Origin of the sequence: Agromyces humi (assembly GCF_009720255.1) — a bacterium.
Taxonomy (GTDB): domain Bacteria; phylum Actinomycetota; class Actinomycetes; order Actinomycetales; family Microbacteriaceae; genus Agromyces; species Agromyces humi.
Map to the genome: position 1 here is coordinate 1 of NZ_WJSP02000069.1, position 13,651 is coordinate 13,651.

General features: G+C 69.6%; 12 protein-coding genes. 1 reads left to right on the plus strand and 11 read right to left on the minus strand.

The annotated features are described in order from the left end of the window. The 11 genes from GH736_RS08465 to GH736_RS08515 form a co-directional block, all read right to left on the minus strand. A partial coding sequence (locus GH736_RS08465) for an FGGY family carbohydrate kinase (RefSeq protein ID WP_268891236.1) occupies positions 1-757 on the minus strand: 757 nt, incomplete at its 3' end. After that, positions 754-1,509 (minus strand): L-ribulose-5-phosphate 4-epimerase, encoded by a 756-nt coding sequence (locus GH736_RS08470; RefSeq protein WP_159602090.1) that lies wholly within the window; start codon positions 1,507-1,509, stop codon positions 754-756. The genes GH736_RS08465 and GH736_RS08470, both read right to left, overlap by 4 nt. A 389-nt stretch (positions 1,510-1,898) precedes the next feature. Then, positions 1,899-3,137 carry a multiple monosaccharide ABC transporter permease gene (gene mmsB, locus GH736_RS08475; protein WP_159602092.1) on the minus strand — a complete coding sequence of 413 codons (1,239 nt, stop codon included), beginning with the start codon at positions 3,135-3,137 and terminating at the stop codon, positions 1,899-1,901. Between the two features lie 30 nt (positions 3,138-3,167). Then, the gene (mmsA, locus tag GH736_RS08480; RefSeq protein ID WP_159602094.1) at positions 3,168-4,697 is read right to left on the minus strand and encodes a multiple monosaccharide ABC transporter ATP-binding protein; all 1,530 of its coding nucleotides are present in this window, start codon (positions 4,695-4,697) and stop codon (positions 3,168-3,170) included. A 139-nt stretch (positions 4,698-4,836) separates the two neighbouring features. Next, the gene (chvE, locus tag GH736_RS08485) at positions 4,837-5,919 is read right to left on the minus strand and encodes a multiple monosaccharide ABC transporter substrate-binding protein (protein WP_203230690.1); all 1,083 of its coding nucleotides are present in this window, start codon (positions 5,917-5,919) and stop codon (positions 4,837-4,839) included. Positions 5,920-6,107: 188 nt separating this feature from the next. Further along, positions 6,108-6,905 (minus strand): L-ribulose-5-phosphate 4-epimerase, encoded by a 798-nt coding sequence (locus GH736_RS08490; RefSeq protein ID WP_235933906.1) that lies wholly within the window; start codon positions 6,903-6,905, stop codon positions 6,108-6,110. 251 nt (positions 6,906-7,156) lie between these two features. Then, positions 7,157-8,194, minus strand: coding sequence for a LacI family DNA-binding transcriptional regulator (locus tag GH736_RS08495; protein ID WP_159602098.1), 1,038 nt, complete (start codon positions 8,192-8,194; stop codon positions 7,157-7,159). A gap of 130 nt (positions 8,195-8,324) precedes the next feature. Further along, the gene (locus tag GH736_RS08500) at positions 8,325-9,803 is read right to left on the minus strand and encodes an MFS transporter (protein ID WP_235933907.1); all 1,479 of its coding nucleotides are present in this window, start codon (positions 9,801-9,803) and stop codon (positions 8,325-8,327) included. Between the two features lie 77 nt (positions 9,804-9,880). After that, positions 9,881-10,711 carry an aldo/keto reductase gene (locus tag GH736_RS08505; protein ID WP_159602100.1) on the minus strand — a complete coding sequence of 277 codons (831 nt, stop codon included), beginning with the start codon at positions 10,709-10,711 and terminating at the stop codon, positions 9,881-9,883. A 121-nt stretch (positions 10,712-10,832) separates the two neighbouring features. Next, the gene (locus GH736_RS08510; protein ID WP_159602102.1) at positions 10,833-11,774 is read right to left on the minus strand and encodes a cyclase family protein; all 942 of its coding nucleotides are present in this window, start codon (positions 11,772-11,774) and stop codon (positions 10,833-10,835) included. Further along, positions 11,771-12,181: a hypothetical protein gene (locus GH736_RS08515; protein WP_159602104.1), complete on the minus strand. Its 411-nt coding sequence runs from the start codon at positions 12,179-12,181 to the stop codon at positions 11,771-11,773. Before GH736_RS08515 ends, GH736_RS08510 begins: the two co-directional genes overlap by 4 nt. 218 nt (positions 12,182-12,399) lie before the next feature. On the opposite strand from GH736_RS08515, the gene GH736_RS08520 reads away from it, so the two are divergent. Continuing rightward, positions 12,400-13,539 (plus strand): ATP-binding protein, encoded by a 1,140-nt coding sequence (locus tag GH736_RS08520; RefSeq protein WP_159602106.1) that lies wholly within the window; start codon positions 12,400-12,402, stop codon positions 13,537-13,539. The last annotated feature ends 112 nt before the right edge of the window (positions 13,540-13,651 follow it).

A 13,651-nucleotide genomic window follows, 5' to 3' on the forward strand; every position in this document is an offset into this window, starting at 1 on the left:
CCGTCAGGTCGCCGGCGGGCCGGCCCGCGGGCAGCACCTCGGGGAGGAGCTCGGCGAGCTGCAGGCCGGGAGCGCGCTCCGCCACGAGGCCGTCGAACACCCCGAGGAGCCGCTGGTCGTAGTCGTGCGTGGCGGCGTCGATCGGGAACATGCCCGAGGCGTCGCCGACGCCGATGGCCTTGCGGCCCGTGAGGCGCCAGTGCACGTAGCCGGCGAGCGTTGTGACGAAGTCGATCTGGGGCACGTGCGGCTCGTCGTCGAGCACCGCCTGGTAGAGGTGGGCGATCGACCAGCGCAGCGGGATGTTCAGGCCGAACCGCTCGCTGAGCTCGGCGGCCGCCGGGCCCGTCGACGTGTTGCGCCACGTGCGGAACGGCACCAGCAACTCGTCGCCCGCGTCGAACGCGAGGTAGCCGTGCATCATCGCCGAGACGCCGATGGCGCCGAACGACTGGGGCTGCGCGTCGTCGTAGCGCCGTCGTACGTCGGCGACGAGGTCGGCGTAGGCCGCCTGGAGTCCCGACCAGACATCCTCGAGCGAGTAGGTCCACACTTGGTTCTCGAACCGGTTCTCCCACTCGTGACTGCCCACGGCGAGCACCTCGGTGGGGTCCTCGCCGACGAGGCACGCCTTGATGCGCGTGGAGCCGAGCTCGATGCCGAGCGAGGTGCGCCCCTCGAGGATGGCGGCGCGGGCGCGGGCGGCGGCGTTGCCGGCGGCGTCGCCCGCAGCCGGCGGGTTCGTGGAGTCGGTCATCGGGCTGCGTCCTCACTCGGTGCGGTGTCGTCGTCGCGGCGGGCGTCGGACGCCTGGCCGTACACGTTCTGGTAGCGGTCGTAGAGCCGGTCGATCGCGTCCTGCGGGATCGGGATGAGCGGGCCGGCCTCACGGGCGAAGTGCACCGTGCGCGCGACGTCCTCGACCATCACGGCGGCCTTCACCGCGTCCTTGGCGTCGGTGCCGATCGTGAAGGGCCCGTGGTTCTGCATGAGCACCGCACGGGAACGGTGGCCCGTGAGGGTCCCGACGATGCCGCGCCCGATGGAGTCGTCGCCGATGATCGCGAACGGGCCCACCGGGATCGGCCCGCCGAACTCGTCGGCCATCGCGGTGATGACGCAGGGGATCTCCTCCCCGCGCGCGGCCCAGGCGACCGCGAACGTCGAGTGCGTGTGCACGACGCCGCCGACCTCGGGCATGTTGCGGTACACGTATGCGTGCGCCGCCGTGTCGCTCGACGGGCTGCGGTCGGACCCCGGAGTACCGGGCACGACGGTGCCGTCGAGGTCGCAGAGGATCATGTTCTCGGGCGCGAGGTCGTCGTACGAGACGCCCGACGGCTTGATCACGAAGAGGTCGGCGCCGGGCACGCGACCCGAGACGTTGCCGCCCGTCCAGACGACGAGGCCGTAGCGGGTCAGCTCGCCGTGCAGTCGCGCGACGTCGGCGCGCACCTGCGCGATCGCCGCCTCGACCTCGGGGGTGAACCCGGATGCCGCGGCGCTCACGCCGTCGCCGTCCGGCCGTCGGCACCGGTCGCGTGCTCGTCGGGGTGGGGCACGGGGACTCCTTCGTCGTGGCTTCGTTAGCGCTAACGAAACACGATGTTAGCGCTAACGAAGCCGGTCGGCAAGCGCGCCGCGGTGCGGCATCCGGAGCCCCTGCCCGGCCCTGATGCGAGATGTAGGAAGAATCGGCCCACACGCCGTCCGGCCCTTCCCCGGCCCTCCGCGCGCCATCCGGAACTTCCTACATTTCGGCGGCGGGGACGGGGGAACTCGGGGAGTCCACAGCGACGGGCGTCGCGGCATCCGGAGCCCCTGCCCGGCCCAGGTGCGAGATGTCGGGCACGACGAAGGGGCGGATGCCGCAGCACCCGCCCCTCCGTCACCACACCCTAGTTGCCGCCGGAGCGTCGCCGGTTGTAGACGTCGAACGCGACCGCGAGCAGCAGCACGAGGCCCTTGACGACCTGCTGCCACTCGATGCCGATGCCGAGGATCGACATGCCGTTGTTCAGGACGCCGATGATCAGGCCACCGATGATGGCGCCGCCGATGGTGCCGACGCCGCCCTGCACGGCTGCGCCGCCGATGAAGGCCGCAGAGATCGCCTCGAGTTCGAAGCCGTCACCGGCCTTCGGCCCGGCCAGGTTGAGCCGGGCGGTGAAGATGAGGCCGGCGAGGGCGGCGAGCGTGCCCATGTTCACGAACAGCCAGAAGTCGACCCGGCGGGTCTTGATGCCCGACAGCTCCGCCGCGTGGCGGTTGCCGCCGATCGCGTAGATGTGCCGACCGAAGACGGTGCGGTTCATCACGATCCCGTAGACGAGCACCAGCACGGCGAGGATGATCAGCGTGACCGGGATGCCCTTGTAGGAGGCGAGGGACCAGGTGAAGAAGCCGATCGCGGCCGACACGAGCACGAGCTTGATGATGAACCACACCATGGGCTCGACGTCCTGGCCGTACTTCTGGCGCCCGCGACGGGTGCGCACCTGCTGCACGATCAGGATGACGATCGCGAGCGCGCCGACGCCGAGCGTCAGCGGGTCGAGTTCGAAGTCGCCGACCGAGACGAAGCCATTTCCGAGTGCGCGGTACTCAGCGGGGAACGAGCCGATGTTCGCATTGCCGAGCACGACGAGCGCGAGGCCTCGGAAGATGAGCATGCCCGCCAACGTCACGATGAACGCTGGAATGCCGACGAAGGCGATCCAGAAGCCCTGCCACACGCCGACCAGGGCGCCGATGCCGAGCGAGAGGATGACCGAGAGCCACCAGGGCAGTCCCCATTGCACGGCGAAGACGCCGGAACAGGCACCGACGAACGCGGCGACCGACCCGACCGACAGGTCGATGTGGCCGGCGATGATGACCATCACCATGCCGATCGCGAGCACGAGGATGTAGCCGTTCTGCACGACCAGGTTGGAGATGTTCTGCGGTCGCAGCAGGATGCCGTTGGTGAGGATCGAGAACAGCACGACCACCGCGACGAGCGCGATGAAGATGCCGTTCTTGCCGAGGTCGGCGAGCACGTGGCTCAGCCGGTCGGTGAACTTGTTCTCGACGGGGTTGAGGTTGCCGCCGGGGAGCTGGACTTCCTCGGAGGTGGTGGGAGTCGGATTCGACATGGTGTCTCCTGGTGTATCCGCCAGCGCCGGCTAGCGGGGCTTTTCCATGGTCATGAGCTTGAGCATCGCCTCGGGTGTGGCCTCCGCGATGGGGAGCTCACCGGTGATGCGCCCCTCCGAGAGGGCGTAGACGCGGTCGCAGATGCCGAGCAGTTCGGGCAGCTCCGACGAGATCACGATGATGCCCTTCCCGGATGCAGCCAAGCGGTTGATGATCATGTAGATCTCGTACTTCGCGCCCACATCGATGCCACGCGTCGGCTCGTCGAGGATGAGCACGTCGGGATCCGAGTAGATCCACTTCGAGAGCACGACCTTCTGCTGGTTGCCGCCCGAGAGCTTGCCGGTCTTCACCAGCACGCTGGGCGCCTTGATGTTCATCGACTTCCGGTACTCGTTCGCGACCGCGTACTCCTCGTTGTCGTGCACGAGGCCGTACTTCTCGAGCTTCTTCAGCGAGGCCATCGAGATGTTCCGCTTGATGTCCTCGATGAGGTTGAGGCCGTACGTCTTGCGGTCCTCGGTGGCGTAGGCGATGCCGTGGTCGATCGCCTCGGCGACCGTGCGGGTCTTGATCTCCTTGCCGCGAAGGAACACCTTGCCGGTGATCTTCGACCCGTAGCTCTGGCCGAACAGGCTCATCGCAAACTCGGTGCGACCCGCGCCCATGAGGCCGGCGATGCCGACGATCTCGCCGGCACGAACGTTGAGGTTCACGTTGTCGACCATCACGCGCGAGGTGTCCTGCGGGTGGTGCGCCGTCCAGTCCTCGACGCGCAGCAGCTCCTCGCCGATGTCGGGCGTGTGGTCGGGGTAGCGGTTCTCGAGGTCGCGGCCGACCATGTCCTTGATGATGCGGTCTTCCGTGACATCCTGCTTCGCGATCGTCTCGATCGTCTTGCCGTCGCGGATGACCGTGACGGAGTCGGCGACCTTCTTGATCTCGTTCAGCTTGTGGCTGATGATGATCGACGTGATGCCCTGCCCCTTGAGGTGCAGGATCAGGTCGAGCAGGTGGTCGGAGTCCTCGTCGTTGAGCGCGGCGGTCGGCTCGTCGAGGATGAGGAGCTTGACCTCCTTCGAGAGCGCCTTCGCGATCTCGACGAGCTGCTGCTTGCCGACGCCGATGTCCATGATCTTCGTCGTCGGGTTCTCGCGCAGCCCCACTCGGGCGAGGAGCTTCGACGCCTCGAAGTTCGTCTTGTTCCAGTCGATCAGGCCGCCGCGGCCCTTCAACTCGTTGTTGAGGAAGATGTTCTCGGCGATCGACAGGTACGGGCTGAGCGCCAGCTCCTGGTGGATGATGACGATGCCCTTGGCCTCACTGTCCGTGAGGTCCCGGAACTCCACCGTCTCGTTCTCGAAGACGATGTCGCCGTCGTAGGTGCCGTGGGGGTACACGCCCGACAGCACCTTCATGAGGGTCGACTTGCCGGCGCCGTTCTCGCCGCAGATGGCGTGCACCTCGCCGCGCTCGACCCCGATGGTGACGTTCGACAGGGCCTTCACGCCCGGGAACGTCTTCGTGATGCCGCGCATCTCGAGAATGTTGGTGGTCATCCTTGCTCCTGCTTCATTGCCGGTCGGGGCCGGTCGGATGACGGATGCCGCCGCGGCCGGGGCCTGAGGCGAGAGTACTCCCGCCCAGGCCCCGACACGCGGGGTTGCGCGTCATCCGACCGGCGTGTTCCGGTGGTGACTAGCCGTTGATTTCCTCTTCGGTCCAGTAGCCGCTGTCGACGAGGATCTCGTTGATGTTGTCCTTGACGACGATGGCCGACTCGAGGAGGTACGACGGCACGACCTTCACGCCGTTGTCGTAGTCCTCGGTGTTGTTCACCTCGGGCTCCTCGCCGTTCAGGATCGCCGACGCCATGTCGACGGCGACCTTCGCGAGCTCACGCGTGTCCTTGAAGATGGTCGCGTACTGCTCACCCGAGTTGATCGCCTTGACCGAGTCGAGCTCGGCGTCCTGGCCGGAGATGATCGGCCAGCCCTCGCCGACCGAGTAGCCCGCGTCGGTGAGCGCCGAGATGATGCCGCGCGACAGGCCGTCGTAGGGCGAGAGCACGGCATTGACCGTGGAGCCGTCCGAGTAGGTCGAGGTGAGGATGTTCTCCATGCGCTCCTGCGCGACCTCGCCGTCCCAGCGGAGCGTAGCGGCCTGCTCGAAGTCCGTCTGGCCCGACTTCACCACGAGGGTGCCGTCGTCGATCAACGGCTGGAGCGTGTCGATCGCGCCGTTCCAGAAGAACGTGGCGTTGTTGTCGTCGGGCGAACCGGCGAACAGCTCGATGTTGAACGGACCGGCGGGCGCGTCAGCGGCCGGCTCGCCCTCGAGGTCGGTGAGGCCCAGGCCGTTCAGCAGGGAGTTGGCCTGCTGCACGCCGACCTTGTAGTTGTCGAACGACGCGTAGTAGTCGACGTTCTCCGAGTCGCGGATGAGGCGGTCGTAGGCGATCACCGGGATCTCGGCGTCGGCCGCGTCCTGGAGCACCTGCGACAGCGTCGTGCCGTCGATCGAGGCGATGATGAGCGCCTCGGCGCCCTTCGTGATCATGTTCTCGATCTGCGAGACCTGGGTGGGGATGTCGTCCTCCGCGTACTGGAGGTCGACGGTGAAGCCCTGGTCCTCGAGCTGCTGCTTGACGGCGTCGCCGTCCTGGATCCAGCGCTCCGAGCTCTTCGTGGGCATCGCGACGCCGATGAGGCCGCCGTCGCCGCCGCCCTCGCCGCCGCCGTTGCCACCGCTGCCGCCCGAGCACGCGGCAAGCGCGAGCATGGAACCGGCCGCGAGGGTGGCGAGAAGCACCTTCTTCGTGTTCTTCACGGTGTGTCCTTTCACTGTGTCATTCATGGACGACGTTGTCTTGGTGACAGTCGGAGTCGGCCGCGTCCATGCCAGCCGTCTCCCCTCGCGCCGGGCCCGTCGGGACGGACTGCGCAAGACCTGGGGAACCGGACGATCGATCATCGCCGGTCTGCGACCTTCCGGCGGACGTCGGGCGCCGCCTTCGGGGTCTTCGCTGGGCGGGCGTCGGGCGCCGGCCCCGCGTTCTTCGTGCGGCGGGCGTCGGACGCCTGGCCGTACACGTTCTGGTACCGGTCGTACAGCCGGTCGATCGCGTCCTGGGGAAGGGGCACCAGCGGACCGGCCTCGCGGGCGAGGTGCACGGTGCGCGCGACATCCTCGACCATGACGGCGGCCTTGACCGCGTCCTTCGCGCTGGCGCCGATCGTGAAGGGACCGTGATTGCGCATCAGCACCGCGCGGCTGCGGTGGCCGCTGAGCGTCTCGACGATGCCGCGACCGATCGAGTCGTCGCCGATGATCGCGAACGGGCCGACCGGGATGGAGCCGCCGAACTCGTCGGCCATCGCGGTGATCACGCAGGGGATCTCCTCGCCACGTGCGGCCCACGCCGTGGCGTAGGTGGAGTGGGTGTGCACCACGCCGCCCACCTCGGGCATGTTCCGGTAGACGTACGCGTGTGCCGCGGTGTCGCTCGACGGAGACCGCTCGGCGCCTGGGGTGCCCTCGATGACGGTGCCGTCGAGGTCGCAGAGGATCATGTTCTCGGGCGCCAGTTCGTCGTACGAGACGCCCGACGGCTTGATCACGAAGAGGTCGGCGCCGGGCACGCGACCCGACACGTTGCCGCCCGTCCACACCACCAGCCCGTAGCGGGTGAGCTCGGCGTGGAGCTTCGCGACGTCGGCGCGGACGCGGGCGATCGCCACCTCGACCTGCGGACCGTAGCTGCTCATGCGGGCACCGCCACGGCGTTCGTGCCGTTCCGTCGGCTCTCGCACGCGTTGGCGTGCGGTGCAGCGGCGGGGGCGATCGGCACTGGAAGACTCCTTCGTCGGGCGGAGGTGCTCCACGATGTCGGTCTCGATGTGACCGTTCACATGGCGAAACTCATGTTAGCCACAATCCCGCCGATGCTGTCAACTTCGCCAGGTCACGGATCCATAACGCCGACCGCGCGGGACCCCGCGGCCTTGCCTGCCGCAGGTCAGAACGCGGGCGCACCGGTGCTGCGGCGCACCACCAGCTCGGGCGTGATCGTGCCGGTCGCCTCGGTCGAGGCCTCGCCGATGTCACCGAGCAGCAGTGCCACGCACCGGCGGCCGAGCTCGGCGAAGTCCTGGCGCACCGTCGTCAGCGGCGGCCAGAAGTGCGCCGCCTCGGGGATGTCGTCGAATCCGATGATCGAGACGTCGCGCGGGATGTCGAGGCCGGCGTCACGTACGGCGTGCATGAGTCCGAGGGCCATCTGGTCGTTCGACGCGAAGATCGCGGTGAAGTCCCGCACGGTGAGCAGCTCCCGGCCGGCGTAGTAGCCGAACTCTGCGGTCCAGTCCCCCAGGATGGGAGCGGTCGTGGCGACATCCTGGGCGCTCATCTCCTCGAGGAAGCCGCGCATCCGGGCCTCCGCCTCGATCCAGTCCTGAGGTCCCGCGAGGTGGTAGATGCTGCGATGCCCGAGCTCGATGAGGTGGCGCGTGGCCATGCGAGCCCCGGCGATCTGGTCGACCGACAGGGCGTGGTCCTCGTCTCGGCCGGTCGACTGCAGGCTGACGTAGGGCACGTCCATCTCGAGCCGCGCGAGCGTGTCGAACACCCGCACCTGCGGCGCGATCACCACGAGGCCCTCGATGCCCTGGGCGGTGAGGTGGGCGAGCGCGTCGGCGATCGACGCGGCATCCGCCGACTCGATGTTCGCCGTGCTCACCCAGTATCCGGCGGTCCGCGCGGCCGACTCGATGGCCGCGATGCTCGACGCCGGCCCGTACTGGGTGCTCGACGCGGAGAGGATGCCCAGCGTGCGCGAACGACTCGTGACCAGTGCCCGCGCCGCCCGGTTGGGCTTGTACTGCAGCTCGCCCATGACGTCGAGCACCCGCTGCTTCGTCTCGGGGCGGATGCTCGGATGATGGTTCAGCACACGGCTCACGGTCTGGTGCGAGACGCCGGCCAGCCGCGCGACATCGCGGATGCTCGGGGCACGACCCCGCTGCGGCTCCTCTGGCACGGCGACCCCGATCGACATCTCGGCATGTTCACGGTCACACGCCGGCGCAGTCAATTATGCACAATTCCCCGCGAATGTGACTGTCACACGAATGTGACGGTCACATCGCGGCCACGCGGGCGGGCGCGTCGGCGCCGCCGAAAGGTCGTCAGGTGACGGATGCCGCGGCCGCCGGCCGCACCCGGCTCGCCAGCAGCAGGCCGACCACCGCGATGGTCACCGTGACCGTGAAGTCGGCGGTGAACATGCCGGCGCCGGCCGCACTCGAGACGAGCGCCGTGATGGCGAGCGCGATCGCGGCGCCGAGCGACTCCGAGATGGTGAGCGCCGCGCTGTTGAACCCCTGCGCCGACACCGGCGACAGGGCGAGCACCGCGACCGAGAAACGCGGGTACATGAACCCCATGGCAGCGCCCGCGAGCGTCCATGCCGCGAAGGCGATGGCCGGGGCGAGCGTGAAGGTCGCGACCACGAGCACGACGGCCAGCGCGACGACGAGCGCCGCCGCGCCGATCACCACGGCCTGCGTGTTCGAGACACGTTCGGTGAGCCGACCCTGCAGCCAGGACGCCGCCGCCCACGAGAGGCCTGCGCCGGTCAGCACGGCGCCGGCCAGGCTGGGCGAGAAGTCGTACCGCTCGATGAACAGGTAGGGCAGGTAGATCTCGCTGCCGAAGAACGCGCCGGCGACGATGAGCTTGAGCATGACGGTGGCCGGCATGCCGCGCGCGGCACTCAGCGTGCCCTTGGGCAGCAGCGGCCGGGCCGCGACGGCGGCCACCGCGATCGCGACGACGGCCACGACCCACTGCCAGGGGTCGGGCAGCTCCTTGGCGAGCGACACGGCGAGCGCGGCCGCGGCGGTGAGCACCGACCAGCCGACTCGACTGGGGCTCCACGGCACCGACGGATCGCCCTGCACCTGGTCGCGGACCCGCACGATGGGCGGCAGCATCATCGCGGCGGCCGGGAGCATCAGCACGATGACCCCGAGGAAGACCCAGTGCCAGCTCGTGGCCTCGGCGACGGCGCCCGCGAGCGCGGGGCCGACGATCGACGGGATGACCCAGGCCGCGGCGAATCCCGCGAACACCCGGGCGCGCAGGTGCTCGGGGTAGACACGACCGACGATGACGTAGAGGGGCACGATGACCGCGGCCCCCGACAGGCCGTGCACGAACCGGCCGAGGATGAACACCTCCATGTTCACGGCGGTGCCGGCGATCACGAGCCCGACGACGAACAGCACCGCCGAGACGATGAGCGACGGCAGCGGTCCCGATCGGTCGGTCCAGTTGCCGGCGATGACCATGCCGATGATCCCGGCGGCGAGCGGCACGGCGAACGACACCGCGAACAGCGCCTCGCCGTCGAGGTCGGCGGCGACGAGCGGCATGATCGTGGTCACGGCCATCGCCTCGAAGGCCGCGAGGAAGATGATCGAGAACATGCCGATCGACAGCCACCGGTAGGGCTTCGAGAGCGGCCCGCGAGCGAGCGGCTCGTGCCCGCCCGGCGCCGGCGTGTCGCCCGAGAGGGCGGTTCCAGCGGCCTCGACGGCCCCGACAGCAGCCCCGACCGGATGCTCCGTGGTCGAGGATTCCGTCTGGTTCGTCGCGTCGCTCACCGATCGAGCCTATCCCCGGCGTCCGACACGGGAACCCGGGCGGGTGCCCGGGACTCCACGCTCAGACCTCCGCGCGTTCAGAACTCCTCGTGCGTGTCGGGGTCGGCGCCCCAGAGCCGCCCGCGCGCGAGCGCGGAGATCGCCTCGACCTCCTCGGGGGCCAGGCCGAACGAGAACACGTCGAGGTTCTCACGCCGGCGCGCGGCATCCGCCGACTTGGGGATCGGCACCGCCTCGAGCTCGACGTGCCAGCGCAGCACGATCTGCGCGGGGGTGACGCCCTTCTCGGCGGCGAGCGCCGTGATGACGCCCTCCTGCAGCAGTTCGCTGCGCTTCGCGAGCGGGCTCCAGCTCTCGGTGCGGATGTCGTGCTCGTCGTGGTAGGCCCGCAACTCCTCCTGCGGGAAGTACGGGTGCAGCTCGACCTGGTTCACGACGGGCACGACCTGCGTCTCGCGCTCGAGGCGGTCGAGCATGGGGATGGTGAAGTTCGAGACGCCGATCGACCGCACGAGGCCCTTCTCACGCAGGCGGATCATCGCGCGCCAGGCGTCGACGTACTTGTCGATGCGCGGATTGGGCCAGTGGATGAGGTAGAGGTCGACCCAGTCCAGGTCGAGGCGGCGCCGGGACTCCTCGAAGCTGGCGAGGGTCTCGTCGAATCCGTGGTGGCGCCCGGGCAGCTTGGTGGTGATGACGAGGTCGCTGCGATCGACGTCGGTGCGCCGCACCGCCTCGCCGACCACGTCCTCGTTGCCGTAGTTGTAGGCGGTGTCGATGAGGCGGTAGCCGTCGGCGATGCCCGAAACGATCGCTGCGATGCCCGCCTGCTCGTTGAGGCCGTAGGTGCCGAGTCCTATCGCCGGGATGGAGTTGCCGTCGCGGAGCGAGTACGCGGGAGCGATCATCCACCCATCCTCACTCACGACGGCGACGGATGCCACTGCCCGCGCCGCTCCCGGACACTCGTCGTCATCCGGCACGCCGTCGCGCCGTCGCTCCGTCCGCCCGCGAACCGACCGACGAGCCTCAGCGCGTGGGCAGCTCCGCGAACGCCCGCACGGGAAACGTGCCGAACCCCTCGACGCGCGGCGGCACCGCGGTGAAGCGAGCGCCGCGCACGGGTACGCGCTCGAGCGCCGTGAGGTGCTCGACGACGTGCACGCCGGCCGCGAGCAGGATCGAGTGGGCCGGGCGCTCCCCGCCCGACTCGGTGTCGTCGATGTTCAGCGCGTCGATGCCGACGATCGCGACCCCGGCGTCGACGAGGTGGCGCGCGCCGGCCTCGGTGAGGAACGGCGAACCGTGCGCGTACTCGGGCGCGCCGAAATGGCGGCTCCAGCCGGTGTGCAGCAGCACCGCCGTGCCCGCGAGCTCCCGGTCGAGGAACACCTCGGCCGGGATGCCGCGGCTCGCGGCATCCGTCAACCGGAACACCTCCGCGGGAACGCCGACGAGCGTGGCGAGGTCGAGGCTCGCGAGGTCGCCGCCCTGCGCGTAGCGGTGGAAGGGACTGTCGAGGTAGGTGCCCGTGTTGCCGGCCATGGTGATGAGGTCGATCGCGAACTCGGTGCCGGGCGCGTAGTGCTCTCGCGACGCCTCGCGGGTGAGGTGGGGCGTGATGGTCGGCGCGGGGATGCCGGGGTAGGTCACCAGCCCGGCGCGGATCGGGTGGCTGAGGTCGACGAGTTCGCCGCGCGCACCCGGCGCGGTGTGCCCGTCGGATTCCGCGGCATCCGTCGTCGCATCGACGACCCCGCGCGACCCGCGATGCGGCTCCTCGACGACCTGGAGGTTCGACAGCTGCACGCGGCCGACCAGGGCGAGCCCGAGGTGCCGCACGAGCAGCTCGCCGATCTGCGCCTCGGTGAGGTCGCGCGACGGGAGGTCGAGCCTGAACGCCTGGGCCCGCAACCCGCCCCCGTTCACGAACTCGATCTCGGCGTCGAAGTGGGCGCGGTACTCGGTCAACTGAGCTCCTGTGAGGTCGAGACGGGCGCGGGTGTCCTGCGGGTGGGAGTGGCGGATGCGCGGGCGCCCGATGCCGTGCGGCCGCGCAGGCGTCGCACGACCGTGACGAGCACCGCGGCGAGCGCGAGGATGAGGGGCACGAGCAGGTTCGCCCACGCGAGCACGAGCAGTCCGACGGTCATGACCGTGGCGACCACGGCGAGCCACCAGCCGAACGACCAGCGCCGCAGGAGGAGGGTGGCGGCCACCATGCCCGCCGCGTAGATGGCCACCATGTTGCTCGTGTGGATGAGGATGAACGTCGACAGGTTCATGCCGTTCAGCAGCATGAGCACGAAGTACACGGCGACGAGCCCCGCGGTGAGCAGCAGCGGCCGCCGCCCCCATGGCCGCGGTACGGCGACCACGAGACCGTGACCGTGCCCGCGGCCGCGTCGCCGACCACACTCCCGACAGCTGCTTGTTGTACCAGAAGCCCTCGATGTTGAACTCCGTCGGGATGGCCCGACCAGGATCGCGACGGGGAAGGCCGCGCCGATGATGCTGAGGATCTCCGGCCCCGCAGGTCGGCGCTCCCCAGCCCGGCGCCGGTGTCGGTGGAACGTGGCACCATGAGATGGTGACCATGTCAGCGCCGGCCATGATCGGTCGGGACGCCGACCTCGCGAGGCTCAATGAGCGCCTCGACGAGGTGCGCGCCGGCGCGCCGTTCACCGTCATCATCGGCGGCGAGGCGGGCATCGGCAAGACCCGTCTCCTCCGCGAGTTCGAGGCCGGGCTGCCATCCGACGTGCGCCTGCTCGTCGGGCAGTGCGTCGACCTCGGCAGCGTTGCTTCGCCGTACTCGCCCGTCAAGGGCGCGTTGCGCACGCTCGTCGCCGAGGAAGGCGCCGACCGCGTGCTCGACGCCGTCGGCCCGGGTCGCGCGGCCTTGGTCGCGCTGCTCCCCGAGCTCGCGGCATCCGACCCACTGACCGCGGCGCCGACGGCCCCTCCTGCCGCCGGCGCCGCCACCAGCCAGCTGCACGAGGCCATCGCCGTGCTCCTCGAGACGTTCTCCCGCGAGCACCCGATCGTCTTCGTCATCGAAGACCTGCACTGGATCGACGCGGCGAGCCTCACGCTGCTCCGCTTCCTCATGCGCGCGCTCGGCTCGAGCCGCGTGCTCACGGTGCTGAGCTACCGCACCGAAGACGTCACCCGGGGGCATCCCGTGCGCGCGTTCCTCTCCGAGGCCGAGCGCGACCGGTGGGTCGAGCGCCGCGAGCTCAGCCGGCTCACCCGCGGGCAGGTGCGCAAGCTCGCGCGGTCGCTGATCGTCGACGAGGCGGTCAGCGAGCAGGTGCTGGCCACGGTGTTCCGCCGCAGCGACGGCGTGCCGTTCTTCGTCGAAGAGCTCGTCGGCATCGACGGATGCCGCGACGAGGGCGAGGTGCCCGACACCCTCCGCGAGCTGCTGCTCGCTCGCTACGAGCGACTCTCCGAGTCCGCTCAAGAGCTGCTGCGGCTCGTCTCGATCGGCGGAGTCTGCGTCTCCCACTCCCTGCTCGCCGCCGTGTACCGCGGCAGCGCCGACGAGCTCGACGCGGCCGCCCGCGAGAGCGTGCTGGGCGGAGTGCTCACCATCGACGGCCAGGACTACGCGTTCCGCCACGCGCTCGTGCGCGAGGCGATCCTGGCCGACCTGCTCCCGGGCGAGCGGGCCAGGTTCCACGCCCGCTACGCCGAGGCGCACGAGGCTGCGGCTGCGTCCGACCTCAAGTAGTGGAGAAACCCCTGATCATGAGCGATTCCCACGGTCTCTACGTCGTCGTTCTGGCTGGCGGCATCTCGCACGACCGGGATGTCTCCATGCGCTCCGGGCGGCGGGTGGCCGA

Coding starts and splice junctions, on each gene's coding strand:
- mmsB (WP_159602092.1), bottom strand. CDS start 3,137: ATGTCGAATCCGACTCCCACCACCTCCGAGGAAGTCCAGCTCCCCGGC.
- mmsA (WP_159602094.1), bottom strand. CDS start 4,697: ATGACCACCAACATTCTCGAGATGCGCGGCATCACGAAGACGTTCCCG.
- chvE (WP_203230690.1), bottom strand. CDS start 5,919: ATGCTCGCGCTTGCCGCGTGCTCGGGCGGCAGCGGTGGCAACGGCGGC.
- GH736_RS08490 (WP_235933906.1), bottom strand. CDS start 6,905: ATGAGCAGCTACGGTCCGCAGGTCGAGGTGGCGATCGCCCGCGTCCGC.
- GH736_RS08495 (WP_159602098.1), bottom strand. CDS start 8,194: ATGTCGATCGGGGTCGCCGTGCCAGAGGAGCCGCAGCGGGGTCGTGCC.
- GH736_RS08505 (WP_159602100.1), bottom strand. CDS start 10,711: ATGATCGCTCCCGCGTACTCGCTCCGCGACGGCAACTCCATCCCGGCG.
- GH736_RS08520 (WP_159602106.1), top strand. CDS start 12,400: ATGTCAGCGCCGGCCATGATCGGTCGGGACGCCGACCTCGCGAGGCTC.